Raw genomic sequence first — 19,319 nt, 5'->3', positions numbered from 1 at the left:
ATCGCGAATATATGAAAACGATAATAGATAAAATAAGTTTGTTTATTCTGGCAAGTGCAATCGTATTTGTTGCTTCAGGATGTAGTGATGATAATAAATCGGATCTTCAGTTGGATGGAGATACATGGATTTCTTCTTTTACTCTGGATGACAATTATTCGGGAGTAATAGACCGTACTGCGAAAACGATAACAGTGGGGGTTCCCGAAGTATATGATACGGATGCCATGACTGTTACTGCTATCGAATTCTCCGATGGTGCAAAAGCATCTGTAAAGATAGGCGATGTCCTGAATTTCTCTTTTCCTCAGGTTATAAAAATCACCAATAGCGATGTTTTTATGGACTATACTGTGAATATTAAGCATGATGAGGCGAAGATTCTTACATTCAAGTTGAATGATGTATATGCCGGAGTTATCGACCATACAAAACGCAGTATTACAGTACGTGTTCCTGGCTCGGTTGATGTAAAGAATTTAGTCCCGGTAATAACTACTTCTGACGGAGCTGTTGTAACACCGGCATCAGGACTGGCTGCTGATTTTACCGATCCTGTTGATTTTACCGTAACATATAATACAGCATCAGCAGTTTATACCGTAACAGTCATCCCTACGGATGCACCAAGTGCTGTATATGTCGGTTTAGCTGCATCAATCGATTTGCTGAATGCTGAAGAAAAAGAGGCAGCTACCTGGATGCTCAATAATATTGCAAATTCGCAATATATCTCTTTTGAAGATGTACAAGCCGGTAGAGTGGACTTGAGCGAATGTAAGATAATGTGGTGGCATCTGCATATTGATGGAGGAATTGATACAATGACCAAATTTGATGCGGCAGCTCCTGCTGCGGTCAACGCTTTGGTTAAGATGAAAGAATTATATAATAATGGGATGAACTTATTACTCACCCGCTATGCAACTTTCTATGGTGCAAAAATAGGAGCGACTCTGGATGGCAATAATCCTAACAACTGCTGGGGACAGTCGGAAGAAACGGGGGAAATTACTGGTGGCCCATGGAGTTTCTCGATGAAAGGACATGAAGACCATCCGCTTTATCAGAATCTGGTAATGGTGAACGGTGAAACAAGTAATGTATATACATGCGATACCGGATACAGAATTACGAATAGTACAGCACAATGGCATATAGGTTCTGACTGGGGAGGCTATGCTAATAACGAGATATGGAGACAAAAAACCGGTGGAGTTGACTTAGGTTATGGTGGCGATGGTGCTGTCGTAGCATGGGAATACTTACCGGCAGATACCAAGGGAGGTATTGTCTGTATCGGTTCGGGATGTTATGACTGGTATGCTTTTGGGGTAGATGTTTCGGCGGATAAATACCATGGAAACGTAGCCCGGATGACTGAGAATGCAATTAACTATTTAATGAGTAAATAAAAGATATAATCTATGAAAACAATGATATATTCACTTACTTTGGCTGCCTTGCTGACTTCTTTTGCAGGCTGTAGTGACAACAATGATCCTGTATTGACCCAGAAAGACTGGAATGGAACAGCTACTTATTTTAAATCTACTGATGCGAAAAGTTTTGATACTTATTATAAGCCTTATGCAGGTTATGTAGGAGACCCGATGCCGTTCTATGATCCGGTTGCAAAGGATTTTAAGATAATGTATTTACAAGAATTCCGTCCTAATCAGGCAGGGACTTACCATCCGATTTGGGCATTAAGTACTAAAGATGCAGGTAATTACATTGCTTTAGGTGAACTAATTTCTTGTGGTGGATTGGCTAAACAGGATGCTGCGATTGGCACAGGCAGCACTATTTATAATGCTGCGGATAAATTGTACTACACTTTCTATACAGGCAATAAATATAGGCCTACTTCTTCGGAAAATGGTCAGGTCGTAATGGTAGCGACCTCCAGTGACTTTACGACCTGGACAAAAGACCGTAATTTCTATTTGAAAGGTGATACCGATGGTTATAGCAAGAACGATTTTCGTGACCCGTTTGTATTTGAAGGGGAAGACGGAAAATACCATATGCTGGTATCCACCACCAAAGATGGAAGAGGCGTATTGGCCGAGTACACATCCACTGATATGAAAGACTGGAAGCATGCAGATATATTTATGCCTATGCACTGGGATCGTTTTTATGAGTGTCCCGATGTATTTAAAATGGGTGACTGGTGGTATCTCATTTATTCGGATATGTCCAAATGGTCCCGTAAAGTTCAGTATTTTAAAGGGCGCACATTGGATGAGTTGAGAAAATCGTCAGATCCTCTTGCCTTCCCTGACAGCAAAGAAGGAGTTTTAGATTCTCGGGCTTTCTATGCCGGAAAAACAGCCTCGGACGGAACAAACCGTTATATCTGGGGATGGTGTCCGACACGTCCGGGCAATGACAATACGGATGTTGGCGCCGATAATGAACCGGAATGGGCAGGAAATTTAGTTGCCCATAAAATTGTTCAACATCAAGATGGTACAATATCTTTTGGGCTGGTAGAAGGTATTAGCCGGAAATATAATGTCGAATCCGTTGTGAAAGTAATGGAAAAGAGTGAAGGTGTATCTGAAAACAGCGGAAGTTATACTCTGACCGGCAATTCGTATGCGCTTTTCAACCGGTTGAATGTGCATAATAAAATTTCATTTACAGTGAAAACGGCAAGTAATGCTGACAAATTCGGTCTTTCTTTTGTTCGTGGTACAGATTCAGAAAAATACTATACAATTGTCGTGAATCCGGAAGATAATAACAATAAGAGAAAAATAAACTTTGAAGAGGAAGGTGTGGCAGGGAAAGGTTTCATTGCCGGGATAGACGGTTACCTGTTTGATACTCCCGCTGATAATGTGTATAATGTGACTATCTGTACAGATAATTCGGTTTGTGTAGTATATATCAATGATAATGTTGCTTATACAAATCGTATTTATGGGATACAAAAGAATCTATGGTCTATAAACAGTTATTCAGGAACTGTCGAAGTGAGCGATCTTAAAGTCAGTTATTATTAATTGAACATGAAACTTTGTTTGAAGTAAAACCTTTCAAAATAGGATATAAATGAATAATAAATTAAAAATTTGTGGTGGTCTTTTAGCCCTCAGTCTTGTTGGTTGTGCCACAAAATCAGATATTATTATAGAAGATTTTGAATCCGGCACTTATAATAAGTGGACAGTCGAAGGCGATGCTTTCGGTGCAACACCTGCCACAGGAAATTATGCCGGGCAACAGAATGTAGAAGGCTTTAAAGGGAAGTTCCTGGCTAATAGTTTTAACGGAGGAGACGATTCCCGCGGAACTCTTATTTCACAAGAATTCACTATTGAGCGTGATTATATCAATTTCCTGCTAGGTGGAGGAATGAATCAGGACACTTATATCGAATTAGTTATAAATAATAAAAGTATTCATAGATCGCGTTCTGTTGTAGAAACCGAAACATTGCAATGGATGACATGGAATGTGAAAGAATATACCGGACAAAAAGCGATTATCCGCATTGTTGATAATCAGCGCGGTGGATGGGGACATATACTGGTAGACCAAATAGAACAAAGCAATACGGAAAAAAGTGTATTTATGGTCGATTATGAATTAACCTTTGATGCCGACAAGAAATATATCCTTGTCCCTATCGACGACGACAGTCCCGAGTCTCTGATAACACTTGGGGTCGAGGGTACAACCATAGGCGTACCAATGTACATAAGAGTTGCCCAGACAGAGAAAATAAGTTATTGGGTTCCCATAGATATTGAGAAATATAAAGGGAAAAAAGTAACATTGACTTTTGCCCATGCGAAAAAGACAGATAAGCATTTGAATGATATTAAGCAATCTGATTCTTTTAATTTTAATTATGATGAAACATATCGTCCATTATATCATCATACTCCACTGTACGGGTGGATGAACGACCCTAATGGCATGGTTTATTTCGATGGCGAATATCATCTGTTTTTCCAGTATAACCCATATGGATCGAAGTGGGCAAATATGCACTGGGGACATAGCGTGAGTAAAGATCTTAAAAAGTGGGAATACCTGCCGGTTGCTTTAGCTCCCGATTCGCTCGGTTCAATCTTTTCAGGCAGCGCTGTTATTGATAAGGATAATACAGCAGGTTTCGGTAAAGACGCAATGGTGGCTATATATACTTCAGCCGGAAAGTCCCAGACACAATCTATAGCATATAGTACGGATAAGGGGCGTACATTCACCAAATATGGTCATAATCCTGTATTGGCCGATCCTGATATTGCAGATTTTCGCGATCCGAAAGTTTTTTGGCATGATGCTTCGGGGCAGTGGGTAATGTCTTTAGCCACATCGCAAACGATAACATTTTATGGTTCGAAAAATCTCAAAGAATGGAATAAACTGAGCGAATTTGGAGAAGGTACAGGTTCGCATGCAGGGGTGTGGGAATGCCCTGATCTGCTCCCTTTGACATATAATGGACAAACGAAATGGGTATTGTTTGTAAGCATCAACCCCGGAGGGCCTAATGGAGGCAGCGCTACCCAGTATTTCATAGGCAGCTTCGATGGTAAAACATTCAGGGCCGATAATCTCAGCTATCCTTTATGGCTCGATTATGGACGGGACAATTACGCAGGAGTAACATGGAATAATGTTCCGGCAAAAGATGGACGTCACTTGTTTATAGGGTGGATGAACAACTGGGATTATGCAAATTCTGTTCCTTCGCTAAACTTTTCGAGCGCTAACACATTAGTACGTGAATTGAAACTGGTACACAACGGTAAGCATTTAGTGGTGGCTAGTCCTCCTATTGCAGAAATGGCAGACCTAAGAAGAAACGGTGAAAAGATTGGAAAGAAACAAGTGAACAAGACATATACCCTTGAGAAATTATTGAAAGACAACCAAGGAGCTTATGAGATTGAATTTTCAGTAAAACCGAAAGGAGTGGATCGTTTTGAGTTTAAATTGGTAAATATAAAAGGAGAAAACATTCGTTTCATATTCGACCTGAAGAAAAATACCCTTTCTGTTGACCGGGCGAAAAGCGGCCTGATTGATTTCTCCAATAATTTTGCTACGGCCCTTATTAATGCACCGTTGGTTGCCAAAGATTATTATAAAATAAGACTGTTTGTTGATAAAGCTTCTACCGAATTATTTGTTAATGACGGAGAGTTGGTGCAAACGAATCTTGTTTTTCCTACCGAGCCGTACAACTCACTGGTATTCGCAACTGATGGGGAAACAATTGAGATAGAAGATATGAATATCTATAATTTAAAATAATAATAATCTGAAATGAAACAAAAAAGTATATACGTAAGCCTATTGCCTGTGATGCTGGCTTTCTTCTGTATGGGCTTTGTAGATCTGGTAGGTGCTGCATCTAATTATGTAAAGGCAGACCTGGTGCTGACCGATACCGAAGCGAATATTTTTCCATCGATGGTTTTTTTCTGGTTTTTGCTTTTTTCGGTACCTACCGGAGTATTAATGGGTAAAATAGGCCGGCGTAGAACTGTAATTCTGAGTCTCATTATAACAGCAACATCATTACTTATACCTGTTATCAGTTATTCATACATCTCTATGCTCATATCTTTCTCCTTATTGGGGATTGGTAATACATTGATGCAGGTTTCATTAAATCCATTGCTGTCGAGCATCGTAAAGGGAGATAAACTGGCAAGTTCCCTTACTTTCGGACAATTCATAAAGGCGATTGCTTCTTTTATAGCACCTATCATAATGGCCCGGGCTGCACTTATGTTCGAGAATTGGCGCTTACTATTCCCTTTATTCATGGTAATAGCTGTTATTGCGATCCTTTGGCTCGGATTCACGTCTATATATGAAGAAAAGGAAGATAGTAAGAATGCATCATTTAAGGAGTGTTTTGCCTTGCTGGGTAATAAATTTATATTACTTTGTTTTCTGGGAATAATGTGCCATGTGGGTATTGATGTAGGTATTAATGTAACAGCTCCTAAGATATTAATGGAACGTCTGGGAATAACTCTTCAGGATGCAACTTACTCGACGAGTGTCTATTTTCTGTTCCGTACAATAGGGTGCTTTAGTGGAGCATTTATATTAGCCCGTTTTTCACCTAAAAAATTCTTTGGGATAAGTGTCATTTGTATGATCTTGTCAATGCTGGTATTTTTTACTTTCGATAATAAGATTGCATTATATATTGCGATAGCTTTGATCGGCTTCGGTAATTCAAACATTTTCCCTATAATCTTCTCTCAAGCCTTACTCCAAAATCCTGATAAGAAAAATGAGGCATCGGGACTTATGATTATGGGACTTTTCGGAGGAACTGTTTTCCCGTTCTTCATGGGGTTGGCTACCGACATGCTGTCATCACAGATAGGGGCGTTGGCTGTAATGAGTATAGGTGTTGTTTACCTGTTGTTTATATCGTTTAAGCTAAAAGGGAGTATAACAGTTGCATAATGTGAAATTGAAAAAATAATAGACAAAATGAAAAATATTGTAGTAGGATTAGGTGAAATCCTTTGGGATGTATTCCCTGAACGTAAAGTTTTGGGAGGAGCACCCGCTAATTTTGCTTATCATGTATCTCAGTTCGGATTTAATGGATATGCGGTCAGTGCTATTGGTGAAGATCTTCTGGGCAAAGAGATTTTATCAAGTTTGGAAGAGAAAAAACTCAACTATCTGGTAGAAAAAACCGACTATCCAACCGGAACGGTACAAGTTACGCTTAATAAATCGGGCGTACCGCAATATGAGATTTGTGAAAACGTAGCTTGGGATAATATTCCATTTACGGCCCGTACCGAGAATCTGGCAAAAAATACGCAGACTGTATGTTTTGGCTCCTTAGCCCAACGAAGTGCTGTTTCACGTGAGACTATCCGCAAGTTTCTGGCTGCTATGCCCGAAGACAGTCTGAAGATATTCGATATCAACTTACGCTTAGATTATTACACCAGAGAGATCATAGAAGAATCATTGCAAATGGCTAACATGATGAAGATTAATGATGAAGAGGTTATTAAAATCGCGGCCCTTTTCGGTTGGAATGAAGAGGAACAGGATATCTGTAAAAGGCTTCTCGATGAGTATAATCTTAATATTCTTATCTTGACAAAAGGAACTGAAGGCAGCTTCGTATTTACTGCCCGCCAGACATCATATCAGCCTACACCAAAAGTCCATGTAGCGGATACTGTTGGTGCCGGAGACTCTTTTACGGCGGCTTTTGTTGCGGCATATTTGCATGGAGAGCGGATCGAGGATGCCCATCAATTAGCAGTAGAAGTCTCGGCCTACGTCTGTTTACAACATGGAGCAATGCCGAAACTGGCCGATGCTTATTTAGACCTGTTCCACAACAGAGGCTGATCTCTTATCATATATTGTTGAAAAAGCACCATTTAAACATAATAGTGCTTTTTGTACTTTTATTACTTTGTTCTAAATTTGATGCCATGAAAATTAAAGTTTTGCTTTGTTTTATCGCTTTGTTGTTCTTTCTGTCCTGTAAGCAAGACAAGGATGTACGTTATACCATAGGTATATCGCAGTGTAGCGATGATCTGTGGCGTGAAACGATGAATAATGAGATGCAACGCGAAATCGGATTTCATAAGGATGCAAATATCATCATCCGGAGCGTAAAAGATGACACACAAAAGCAGATAGAAGATATTGAATGGTTAATAGAACAAAGTGTAAATCTCCTGATTATATCACCGAATGAATCGAAAGCCCTGATGCCGGTAATACAAAAAGCCTATAAAAGCGGTATCCCTGTTATATTAGTCGATCGAAGAATAGATACAGAGGATTATACAGCTTATGTAGGTGCCGATAATTATCAGATTGGCAAAGAAGTCGGGCTTTATGCTGCAGGTATACTCAATGGAAGAGGAAACGTAGTTGAGATGAGAGGATGGAATGGCTCTACTTCCGACGCTGAGCGTCATGCAGGATTTGTTGATGGACTAAAGAATTACCCTGAAATACAGATTATTGCCGAGGCTCGTGGGAATTTTCTGAAAGAGGAAGCTAAACTTCAGATGAGCTATATATTGCGCGAATATGAACATATAGACCTCGTGTTTGCTATGAATGATCCGATGGCTGCAGGTGTATACGAAGCATCCCGGAAATATACCGGTAAGACTCCATTTATTATTGGGGTTGATGCCCTATCCGGTGAAGGCGGAGGAATACAGAATATCCAGAATAATGTTCAGGACGCATCTTTCATTTATCCTACGGGAGGAGATAAGGTTATTGATCTGGCAATGAAGATATTGAAAAATCAACCATTTGACAGGGAAAATACATTGTACACTACTGTTGTTGATAAGAGCAACGTGCGGGTATTGCAGTTGCAGACCGAACAAATAGCCGAACAGCAGTTGAAGATAGATTCTATAAATTCTTCATTAAACGATAGCTTGGTAAGGTATACCAATCAGAAAACGTTATTTTATATTTCTATTATAGCCATTGTTCTTATTTCCTTCTTTTTGCTCGTTTCATTTAAAGCTTACCGGGCGAAAAGTAAAGCGAACCGGCTGCTTGCTCATCAAAATGAAGAAATAAAACGTCAGGCAGAAGAACTCAGGGAGCAGAAAGAGCAGTTGCTGGCTATATCGAAACAGTTGGAAGAAGCGACGCATGCCAAATTAGTTTTTTTTACTAATATTTCACATGAATTCAAGACACCTTTGTCTCTCATACTGGGACCTGTAGAATCTTTGCTTACCGACGGATATCTGACGAAGGAGCAACATGAACTACTTACCCTGGTTAAGAAAAATAGCAACCGTCTATTGTATCTCATTTCTGAAATTATTGAGTTTAGGAGCTATGAAAATGGCAAAATGAATATGCATTTTTCGGAAGGGAACCTGAAAGAATTTATAGAAGATGTAAATCCATTATTCAGTGAATGGATTAAGCGTAAACGAGTGAACTTCTCTTTTTCGACAGATGGTACTTCATTCGATATGGTTTTTGATAAAGAAAAAGTAGAAAAAATATACTTTAATCTTATATCAAATGCATTGAAGTTTGTAAATATATCAGGAGAAGTTAAGGTCAAGTTAAAAAAGAAGAATCTGGAAAGAGGGGATTTTGCCGAATTATCAGTATTTAATAGTGGATCATATATACCGCCCGAAATATTGAAAAATGTCTTCGATCGTTTTTATAAGGTAGATCAGGGTAGCGAGGGTACAGGTATAGGACTTTCATTGACTGCTGCGCTTGTAGAGGCACATAAAGGGAAAATAGATGTATGGAGCGACGAAAATACGGGGACTGCATTTTGTGTCTTGTTGCCTCTTGTTTCGGACAATCCGGTGATGTCCGATTCATATGTTTCGGGATATACAGAATCCAGGCTCGAGTCAGAGACCGATGAGATTGGGACGGAATTACAACTAACAGCTTCTGAAAATGAAGATAAGCCTGTGGTGCTGGTTGTAGAGGATAATTACGATATGTGTAAATTCATTCAGCACATACTCAACAAAGAATATACTATCATAACGGCAGATAACGGAGTCGATGGGCTTAGTAAAGCAAAGAAATTTATTCCTGATATTATTATCAGTGATGTAATGATGCCCGGAAAAGATGGATTTGAGCTATGTAGTTTGTTAAAAGAGAATGTATCGACCAACCACATACCTATTATCTTGTTGACTGCCTGTTCGCTAGATGAACAAAAATTGATAGGCTTCGAAAGTGGCGCGGATGCTTATATACCCAAACCGTTCAATGCACATCTGTTGAAAATACGGGTGCGTAAATTGATAGAGAACCGTCAGAAAATAAAGGAGGCTTTTGGTAACAGCCTGATAAACGACACAAAGAAAGAATCGTTGGGAGAGATGGAACAAAACTTTATCAATGATTTTCAGGCTTATGTTGAAGAATATATTTCCAATCCGGAATTAAATGTAGACGAACTGGCTGATCATCTCAAGCTTTCCCGTTCGCAACTCTATCGGAAGATAAAATCTTTAACAAACTATTCCCCTAACGAGTTAATCAGAATAGTAAGGCTTAAATACGCAAAACGGTTGCTGAACAGTAAAGTTAAATCGATATCCGAAGTGGCATATGAGGCCGGATTCTCTTCACCATCCTATTTTGCCAAATGTTTTAAAGATATTTATGGTGAAAGCCCGACCGAATATCTCGAACAGATGTAATAGATGAGTTCAGGTTTCATCGAGGTGTGGAAATAGAATTATCCTAAAAATCAGTCAATGGATACTCATAACCTTCATTCCTTTCGGCCGAACGATATAAGTATAATCCTCCATACGACCAATTATATCCTCCATTACCCTTCCCCCTGTCGAATGTAAGCCAGAGATATTTAGTGCCGATGCCGTCAGGAAACGGAACTACTGTTCCCCAGCCGCGGTAGCCTCCATCTTCAAAATCCACATTAAACTTACCCAGGAACTCTAATTTCGGAAATGAAAATATCAGATAGCCTTTGTCACTGCCACATAAGACATATCTTTTTCCTCCGATTTTCTGTATATTAATCCCGGTGACATTAAAGGGCTCATTCCCTGTATTTGCTATTTCTTCATATTTGCCACTTACCGATCCGGATTTACACAATGAAATACTGTAATGCCCATTGATAAGTTTGGCATACGCGGCATACCACATATCAGCATCTTTATCATAGAATACACTTATATCTTCGTCTCCTTTTACCTCATTATAGTCTAACATAGATAATCTGACATGCGTCAATCCAAAGAGGGGATTCTTATTAGATTCACCATAATAAATGACGTGTTCGCCGCCATGAGCCGGAGTGAACAGGCTCCATATGCGCTTATCCCGCTGATAAATAATGGTAGATGCGATATAATTACATATCTTCCCATCTAATTCATATAGAACAATACCCTCGCATTTCCATTCCATAGTGTTTATATTCAGGCTTAATATACCTAATATATCGGCACTGCGAAAGGATACGGAAAAAAACAGCTTGCCGTCTTTAATAACCGGACTTCCGTCTTCAAAATTAACCGGATGGGGATCTGCTTGCCCGAAGCCATTGCCATACCAACATTTAGCTTTGTTGATACCGATCTCCTGTCCGGTTTTTGTTTCTGCCCCGACATGCCATTTATAGTTTTCTATCTCTGCTATATGGGTCGTATTTATTGATAGGGGAACACTATATTTATAAGTCGTATGTCCATTATAATAAGTAGATATATATATCTGATAATCATGGCCGAATGCACCCGAGAATTGCAGGCGGATATTGAAACTATCGTCCGTTATATCTGTGATTGCGGTTAGGTGGATTTCTTGTCCTTCTTTTTTGTTGAGCGTTTCTACCTTGCTGATATTCAATGTTTTTCCGCTAATGGAAAAGATAAGTTTCAGTGAATTTTTGTCATCACCGAATTTATAGATAAATTTTCCGGATTTTCCATTAAATTCCAAATCGTAAGTTGCATAAGGATAGAAATTACCAATTTGGATATAGTCTTCCGAAACCTGGGCTGAATTATTTGTAATTTTTACTTCCTGTCCGATATGTTTTAACGAGGCATTTCCTCTGACAGCCTGTTTGGGATATAGATTCGTGTTTCCTTCAAAAATATTGTAATTCAATGAAAGTTCGTTCATTAAAAGCCCCATATTATAAACATTCCGTGTAGCTGCTATCCGTTTAAAATGTAAATCGGATATAGAATATGGCGGGTTCTCATTAATTTTTTCTTCCTTTGAGGCTTCAGGATATTCTCTTATTCCCGAATTTTCTTCTCCATATATTTTCGATGGAATTATAATTAAATAGACGGTAGCTATTATTACAACAGCTTTAGTAAAAAAGTTTTTTTTCATCGACTTAAATTAAGGTAGATTAAAATTACAACCGGTAGCTTTTCTTTTTCCGGTTCGTAATCTAAAATTAGTATTATATTTCGTATTTCCGGTTAATTTTGATTACTATATCCCGGATGCTGTTTAAATTCGTCCGGATTGGTCGCAGTAAGCATCTGGTCTCCGGGAATTAGTGCACGTTTGCGAACTCCATTAATAAATCCCTTATCATCCGTCACAAATGCAGTTTCAGTAGCCGGTAAATAAGCATCGACCCCTTCTGTTTATACTCTTTTAATTCCCTAGGGAAAAACTGTTTGGTATTTCTTTGATTAAATAGAGAAAGTGGCTGTTTCGGTCTAAATTTCATCCTTTTTGAATGAAATCACCCTTATTAGTTTGTTGATCTTTTACGAATTTTGTGATGTATAACCCAGTTCTAATCTATATGTTTCGTAAAAACTTAAAAGAACATAAAAATCTAATATTTAAAATATAACTAATATTTAATGCATAATACACACAAAAATATAACATATTTAAATGGCACTTTTTCGGTTGAAAATTTGGTGCTTAACTCTATTTTATTAGAGAGAGAGAGAGAGAGAGAGAGAGAGAGAGAGAGAGAGAGAGAGAGAGAGAGAGAGAGAGAGAGAGAGAGAGAGAGAGAGAGAGAGAGAGAGAGAGAGAGAGAGAGAGAATTTGCAAAAATAACCAAAATTATAATACTGGCAGGGTAATATTAACTTATTACTCTTATTGTCTATTTAATCCCCTACTCCAGATGTAAAGTCTGGAGTAGGGGATTTTTTAATTCCGAAAAATCTAATCTGAAACTATGAATGAATATCCTTGCTCTTATAATATATAATTAATCATATCAGATACATACGATAAATTATTGCCTTGTTTTAATTTTCAAATAGTCTTGTCTTTTTCCATGATGACAAGATAATGCTCTCGATAAATCTAAAAATACTATAGCTATAGTAGGATGAACAGGCTGTTGATATAAACTTGCTTCATTCTAAATCAATTTCTCAATTAAAACAAATAAGTTATTATGAAAAACCTATTTTTTTGCATCTTATGTCTCACTCTGCTCATAGCTTGTGGTGATGATAATAAGTCTTCGGGGAATGTGGATTATAATCCCAATATTCCTGTAGAAGTTACGACGTTTATGCCCGATTCGGGGCGTATCCGGGAAAAAGTAATAATAAAAGGATCAAATTTTGGGAGTAATAAATCCAATGTCCAGGTCTTTTTTAAAGATGAGCTTACTGAGCGTAAAGCAACGGTTGTGGGTGTGGATAATAATACAATTTATTGTCTGGCTCCCCGCCAAAATGCAGGAGATAATTATATCAAAGTTGTGGTAAATGAGAAAGATATTACTACAAGCAAAACTTTCCATTACACAATAGCCGAAAATGTATCCACTGTTGCCGGGAGTCCTGCTATTAAAGGTAAAATAGACGGTAGTTTAACAGATGCCCGTTTCGATTATCTGCAGGGAGTAGGTGCATTAGATAATGAATCAATGCTTGTCTTTCATCGGGATGACCCTTCTGTGCGGTATGTGTCAGTTCCTGATAATACAGTAATTACTGTACAAAATGGTTTTCAGGCAGGTAAGCCCGCAGTGAATAAAAGTAAGACAAGGGTTTATGCAACCGGGCAGACACAACCTCATACAATTTATATGTATACAAAAGATTCGGGATGGAGTCCCAGCCGAATAGGCCAGTTGGGAACTATTGTTGCCGGAGAAGTGAGGGCATTGGCATTAGATGATACGGAACAGTGGTTATACTTCTGTGACGCAAATGGTAAGTTTGGAAGATTTAATATTGGTAATCAGGAATTACAGATACTCAATGAAAAAGTGAGGGATGGGAGTTCCAGTGTTAGCTACTTAATATATAGTCCGGTTGAAGATTGTTTCTATTGGTCGGCTCAGGCGGCTTATGGGATATATAAGATAAGTAAAGATGGACAAACCGTTACGGCTTTTGCAGGATTTAACGGAAATGCTGTTCTGGATGGTTATCTGGATGAATGCAAATTTGCTCAACCTAATGGGATGACGGTAGATGAAGATGGCAATATTTACGTAGTAGAAGGCCATGGTGGGCATGTGATTAGAAAAATATCAATAATCGATGGATACGTTTCCACAATAGCCGGAATTGTCAATAAAGGAGGAAATCTGGACGGTAATCCTAAAGAATCGATTTTCAATTATCCGTACGATATCGCTAATGACGGACAGGGTAATTTCTGGATTGTAGAAGGTTGGGGGATGTGTGTGCGTAAATATGCAGTTGAATAATAGATCAAAATCATGATTATGAAAAAAATATATTTAATATTAATAGCACTTTGTTTATTTTTTAATCTCTCGGCACAGAATACTATAAATGTAGCCGGTACTATAATAGACGAGGCCGGACTGGAATTAATTGGGGTTGCCATATCAGTAAAAGGTAATGCGACTATAGGAACAGCTACGGATGTAGATGGGAGGTTTCGACTGAATGGCCTTCCGGTAAATACAACTTTAGTTTATTCTTATATAGGTTACGAAACGAAGGAAATTCAATATACGTCATCTAAAGAGAGAGAACAGATCGCTCTTAAACAAAAAATAAATGAATTTGATGAAGTAGTCGTTACCGGTCGCGGTGCTCAACGAAAGATTTCGGTAGTTGGAGCCGTTACTACAGTAGATACTAAGGATTTGCAGGTGCCAGCTGTTTCGGTTAGCAATATGCTGGGCGGACGTGTACCCGGTATAATATCAGTAACAAGAAGCGGAGAACCAGGCAGTAACTTCTCCGAATTCTGGATACGTGGTATCAGTACATTTGGAGCCAGTCAATCGGCTTTAGTGCTGATCGATGGAATAGAGGGAGATATAAATACTCTTGACCCTGCGGATATAGAAAGTTTTTCCGTCTTAAAAGATGCATCTTCTACAGCCGTATACGGTACGCGTGGCGCAAATGGGGTTGTGGTTGTTACCACAAAAAGAGGTAAGGCCGGAAAATTGCAGATTAATTTCAAGACCAATGCTACTTATTCGTATTCACCCCGTATGCCGGAATATGCTGATGCATATACTTACGCGTCTATGGCAAATGAAGCTCGCGCTGTAAGAGGAAATCTTCCTATATATACTCAGACAGAGCTGGAATTATTCAGGACTCAACTCGATCCTGACTTATATCCTAATGTCAATTGGCGCGATGTAATTCTAAAAGATCATGTATGGAATAACCAGCATCATTTGAGTATTTCGGGGGGGGGCGAAAAGTCCCGTTATTATATGAGTTTGGGTATCCTGAATAGCGAGGCCGTATTTAAACAGGATAAGTCTGCCTCAACAAGAAATACGAATGTAGATTATCATAAGTATAATTTCAGAGCAAATATTGATGCGAATTTAACCAGAACAACAGAATTATCACTCAATCTGGAGACAGTATTCATATCCAGAAATGCGCCCGGAGATGGCTCTAATAATCAGGCCTTATGGTCAGCCCAGGCTAATTTACCTCCTACATTATTACCTGTAAAATACTCTAATGGACAATTGCCTGCATATGGCCAAAATCAGGATGAGATGTCTCCTTACGTTAGATTGAATTATACAGGATATGCAGCAAATGAAACATATTCTGCTAAAACGAATATCAGGCTTCAACAAGACCTGGGCATGTTGACGGAAGGTTTGTCTGTCGCTGCTATGTTCTCATTAGCAACAAATGGAGCCCATTCTATTACAAGGACTATGAATCCGGATCTATATTATGCCGATCCTAAAAATGGAAGAAATTCTGACGGTAGTTTAAGGACAGAGAGAAAAGTGACAAAGAATGACTTGAAAACGAGTCAGGGGTCGTCTTCGGATAGAATGTTCTACTTCGAAACGACAGCAAACTACAATAGGCTGTTCGATAAAAAGCATCGTATTACGGGTTTAGTGCATTTTTACAGACAGGAAGAAAAAAATACATATTGGACCCTTGATGCCCAGAACAATGGTTATAATATAGATTTAGCACCTATACCACGCCGCTATCAGGCTCTTTCGGGCCGGGCTACTTATTCATTTGTGGATACATATCTGCTGGAGGGTAACTTAGGTTATACGGGTTCTGAGAACTTTAATAAAGGGAGTCGTTATGGACTGTTCCCATCCATAGCTGTAGGCTGGGTACCTTCTCAATATGATTTGTTCAGGAAAAATGTGCCATTTATTAATTTCATGAAATTCAGGGCTTCATATGGCGAAGTCGGAAATGACAGAATTGCATCGAGACGGTTTCCTTACCTGACTCTTGTTAATAATATCGGGTCCGGAACATGGGGTGGTACCGGTATTGGAGAAACTCAGATTGGTGCTCCGGATTTGGAATGGGAAACTTCAAAGAAACTGAATATAGGTATTGATGCCAAGTTTTATAATGACCGGTTTAATCTGGTTACTGACTTTTTTAGGACGAAAACAACCGGTATATTTCAGCAGAGAGAAAATATTCCAGATGAAGCGGGGATGTCATCTGTATTGCCATTTACGAATATAGGCTCTATGAAATCCTGGGGGGTAGATGGTACCCTGGAATATACTCAGCCTATCAACCCAGATATGAGTTTCACTATGAGAGGTAACTTAACTTTTGCAAAGAATAAAGTCGAATATTGGGAGCAATCCGGCGTAAACTATCCTTATCAGTCATATACAGGTGTTCCGTATGGAGTTCAGAGAGGACTGATCGCTTTAGGCCTTTTCCAAGATGAAGATGATGTAAAGAGTAGTCCTAAGCAAACATTTATGGATAATGTGCTTCCCGGAGACATAAAATATAAAGATGTTAATGGTGATGGAGTTATCAATGACGATGATATAGTTCCTTTGTCATATTCCAATGTACCTCAGATTCAATATGGGTTAGGTTTGGAATTTAACTGGAAAAATCTTCGGGTTAGCGCTTTAATAGAAGGTGTGGGAAAAGTAGAATATTTTTATGGAGGTACAGGCTATTACCCTTTTGCCTGGGAGTCGCGGGGTAACTTACTCACAATTGCTTCGGATCAATCGAACAGATGGACTCCTGCTTCCTATTCAGGAACAAAGGATACGGAAAATCCAAATGCGCGTTTCCCTCGCTTGACGTATGGCGAGAATAAGAATAATAACAGGAATTCTACGTTTTGGTTAGCCGATGGCCGTTATGTAAGATTGAAAAATGTAGAGGTGTCATATACTGTTGCCCCTACATGGCTCAAAAGATTTGGATTGAATACTGCGACATTAAGTCTCATTGGCGATAATCTGCATGTTTGGGACAAGGTCAAGCTATGGGATCCGGGGCAAGCCTCTGCTAATGGAGGGGTATATCCTTTGCAAAGATTATATACGGTTCAGTTGTTCTTAACATTCTAATAAATAACTAAGATTATGAAAAAAATAAAATACAATATATATAAGGCTATACTGGCTTTCGTTGTCTTTATTCTTTCCTGGGGTTTCATTTCCTGTGATGACTATCTGGATGTTGATAGCTATTTTAATAATATGACCCAGTTAGATTCTATATTTCAGAGGCAGGATTTGGTCGACCAGTACATTCGTGGAGCTGCATCGTATCTGCCTAATGAGGGTAACCTATGGACCAGTTCGCCCAATCCTTTTCAAGGAGCATCAGATGAAAACTTTACTTCGTGGAATGATGACCGCCATGCAGGTATAAAATATTTACTGGATGAAATTACGCCGTTTAACTCGTATTTTAATAATTGGCCCCGGTACTATTCCGGAATACGTAAAGCAAATATTGTTTTAGAGCGGATAAATGAGGTGCCGGATATCTCTGATATAGACAGGCGTGATTATATTGGACGGTGTTATTTTCTCAGGGCATATTATTATTACTTATTGTTACTCCAATATGGTCCTGTGCCAATCGTTCCCGATCAGGCGTTCCCTGTGGATTCAGATGTTGAAGCTATGTCATTGGAACGTGCCACTTACGATCAATGTGTCGATTATATCTGCAAAAATATGGAATCGGCATATGAGTATTTACCCGAAAAAAGAGAAGCTTCAGCGGATATAAATATTCCATCTAAAGGCGCTGCCTTGGCTACAATGTCACGAGTATTGCTATACGCTGCCAGCCCGTGGTATAATGGCAATAAATTTTATGCTGATTGGACAAGAACAGATGGAAATCATTTTATAAATCAGACAGAGGATAATTCGAAGTGGGGAAAAGCGGCTGTGGCAGCAAAGCGAATTATGAATATGAATATTTATAAGCTGTATACGACTCCTAAAGAAGCAGATACACCATCTCTTCCCGCAAACGTATCTGCTGCAGATTTCCCAAATGGTGCGGGGAATATAGATCCGTTCAGATCATATTCTTATATATTTAACGGGGAGGTACCCAGATTACTAAATGATGAGTTTATATATTCATGTGTACCCAGCCGTACAGGAGATTCACCAATGTGGATCGCTGCTCCTACTTTTTTAGGAGGGGGTAATGGACTGAACCTGACCCAGGACGTGATAGATGCTTATTACATGAAAGATGGTTCTGATATATCTGAATCGACCGTCGAGTACCCTTATCCTTCTTCGGCGACTGCTTATGAAGCTATTGGGACCGGTTATGCATTTTCCGGGTATCAGCTAATGGGTAATACTGCCAAGATGTATGATAATAGGGAAGTCAGATTTTATGCATCTGTCGGATTCTGTCATACTTTATGGCCAGGAACATCGTACACGGGATCTGATAGCAGTCTGAAAAACTCTGAAGTAACATATTATGCTGACGGGAATGCGCAACCTAGTCAGAATTATCCGGACGACTATAACAGAACAGGATATACGTGTAAGAAATATATTCATTCAGAAGATAATCTTAAAGCTACAGTACGGGAAAAAGCATTTCCTATTTTCAGATATGCAGAGATATTGTTGAATTATGCAGAAGCTTTAAATGAACTTAACCAGCCATATACTGATGATGCTTCTGGTATAACCGTAAGCCGCGATGTTTCGGAGATAAGGAGCGCTTTTAATCAAATAAGGTATAGAGCCGGACTTCCGGGAATATCAATTGCGGATGCTTCCAGCCAGTCTGAAATGCGGGATTTAATTAAACGGGAGCGCCGATTGGAATTTATGTGTGAAGGCCGTCGTTATCATGATTTGAGGCGTTGGGGACAAGATGCCATGGATGCTTATAATCGCCCTATCAGAGGGATGAATGTGAAGGCAAAGAGAAGTGATAGAAAAGCATTCTATACAGTGACTACTTTATCGGATAAGCTTACCCGGCGTTCATTTGCATATAAAAATTATTTTTGTCCGATACCAAAATCTGTTCTAAATAAGAACTCGAAATTAACTCAAAATCCTGAATGGTAATTATAAA

Annotated in this window: 12 protein-coding genes; 10 read left to right on the top strand and 2 right to left on the bottom strand. The window is 39.0% G+C overall.

The genetic code is table 11. The features are described 5' to 3' along the window. Window positions 1-11 precede the first annotated feature (11 nt). From ACFO6W_RS00625 to ACFO6W_RS00600, 6 genes are all read left to right on the top strand, one after another. Window positions 12-1,415, top strand: coding sequence for a DUF4960 domain-containing protein (locus tag ACFO6W_RS00625; protein ID WP_379993368.1), 1,404 nt, complete (start codon window positions 12-14; stop codon window positions 1,413-1,415). A gap of 12 nt (window positions 1,416-1,427) precedes the next feature. Continuing rightward, window positions 1,428-3,017 carry a glycoside hydrolase domain-containing protein gene (locus tag ACFO6W_RS00620; protein WP_379993367.1) on the top strand — a complete coding sequence of 530 codons (1,590 nt, stop codon included), beginning with the start codon at window positions 1,428-1,430 and terminating at the stop codon, window positions 3,015-3,017. 49 nt (window positions 3,018-3,066) lie between these two features. Continuing rightward, entirely contained in the window at window positions 3,067-5,283 is a 2,217-nt protein-coding gene (locus ACFO6W_RS00615; protein WP_379993366.1) for a glycoside hydrolase family 32 protein, read from the top strand. A gap of 12 nt (window positions 5,284-5,295) precedes the next feature. Continuing rightward, window positions 5,296-6,459, top strand: a complete 1,164-nt coding sequence (locus ACFO6W_RS00610; protein WP_291112036.1) for an MFS transporter — start codon at window positions 5,296-5,298, stop codon at window positions 6,457-6,459. A 27-nt stretch (window positions 6,460-6,486) separates the two neighbouring features. Further along, the gene (locus ACFO6W_RS00605) at window positions 6,487-7,374 is read left to right on the top strand and encodes a carbohydrate kinase family protein (RefSeq protein WP_379993365.1); all 888 of its coding nucleotides are present in this window, start codon (window positions 6,487-6,489) and stop codon (window positions 7,372-7,374) included. A gap of 86 nt (window positions 7,375-7,460) precedes the next feature. Further along, window positions 7,461-10,205 (top strand): hybrid sensor histidine kinase/response regulator transcription factor, encoded by a 2,745-nt coding sequence (locus ACFO6W_RS00600; protein ID WP_379993364.1) that lies wholly within the window; start codon window positions 7,461-7,463, stop codon window positions 10,203-10,205. A gap of 43 nt (window positions 10,206-10,248) precedes the next feature. On the opposite strand, the gene ACFO6W_RS00595 is transcribed toward ACFO6W_RS00600, so the two are convergent. Together ACFO6W_RS00595 and ACFO6W_RS00590 are read right to left on the bottom strand one after the other, a co-directional pair. Beyond that, on the bottom strand, window positions 10,249-11,883 hold the full coding sequence (locus tag ACFO6W_RS00595) for a hypothetical protein (protein WP_379993363.1): 1,635 nt from the start codon (window positions 11,881-11,883) through the stop codon (window positions 10,249-10,251). Between the two features lie 92 nt (window positions 11,884-11,975). Then, the gene (locus ACFO6W_RS00590; RefSeq protein ID WP_379993362.1) at window positions 11,976-12,101 is read right to left on the bottom strand and encodes a hypothetical protein; all 126 of its coding nucleotides are present in this window, start codon (window positions 12,099-12,101) and stop codon (window positions 11,976-11,978) included. 270 nt (window positions 12,102-12,371) lie between these two features. On the opposite strand from ACFO6W_RS00590, the gene ACFO6W_RS00585 reads away from it, so the two are divergent. The 4 genes from ACFO6W_RS00585 to ACFO6W_RS00570 all read left to right on the top strand — a co-directional run bounded on the left by ACFO6W_RS00585 (window position 12,372) and on the right by ACFO6W_RS00570 (window position 19,312). Beyond that, window positions 12,372-12,602, top strand: a complete 231-nt coding sequence (locus tag ACFO6W_RS00585) for a hypothetical protein (protein WP_379993361.1) — start codon at window positions 12,372-12,374, stop codon at window positions 12,600-12,602. Window positions 12,603-12,925: 323 nt separating this feature from the next. Then, complete coding sequence (locus ACFO6W_RS00580; RefSeq protein WP_379993360.1) at window positions 12,926-14,197, top strand: IPT/TIG domain-containing protein; 1,272 nt, start codon at window positions 12,926-12,928, stop codon at window positions 14,195-14,197. An 18-nt stretch (window positions 14,198-14,215) separates the two neighbouring features. Then, window positions 14,216-17,314 (top strand): SusC/RagA family TonB-linked outer membrane protein, encoded by a 3,099-nt coding sequence (locus ACFO6W_RS00575; RefSeq protein WP_379993359.1) that lies wholly within the window; start codon window positions 14,216-14,218, stop codon window positions 17,312-17,314. A 15-nt stretch (window positions 17,315-17,329) separates the two neighbouring features. Then, the gene (locus ACFO6W_RS00570; protein ID WP_379993358.1) at window positions 17,330-19,312 is read left to right on the top strand and encodes a RagB/SusD family nutrient uptake outer membrane protein; all 1,983 of its coding nucleotides are present in this window, start codon (window positions 17,330-17,332) and stop codon (window positions 19,310-19,312) included. Window positions 19,313-19,319: the final 7 nt, after the last annotated feature.

This window comes from Dysgonomonas termitidis, assembly GCF_042654545.1.
In the GTDB taxonomy this organism is placed as follows: Bacteria; Bacteroidota; Bacteroidia; order Bacteroidales; family Dysgonomonadaceae; genus Dysgonomonas; species Dysgonomonas termitidis.
Note: the sequence above shows the minus strand (reverse complement) of the source record. Positions and strands in the feature narration are given on the sequence as shown.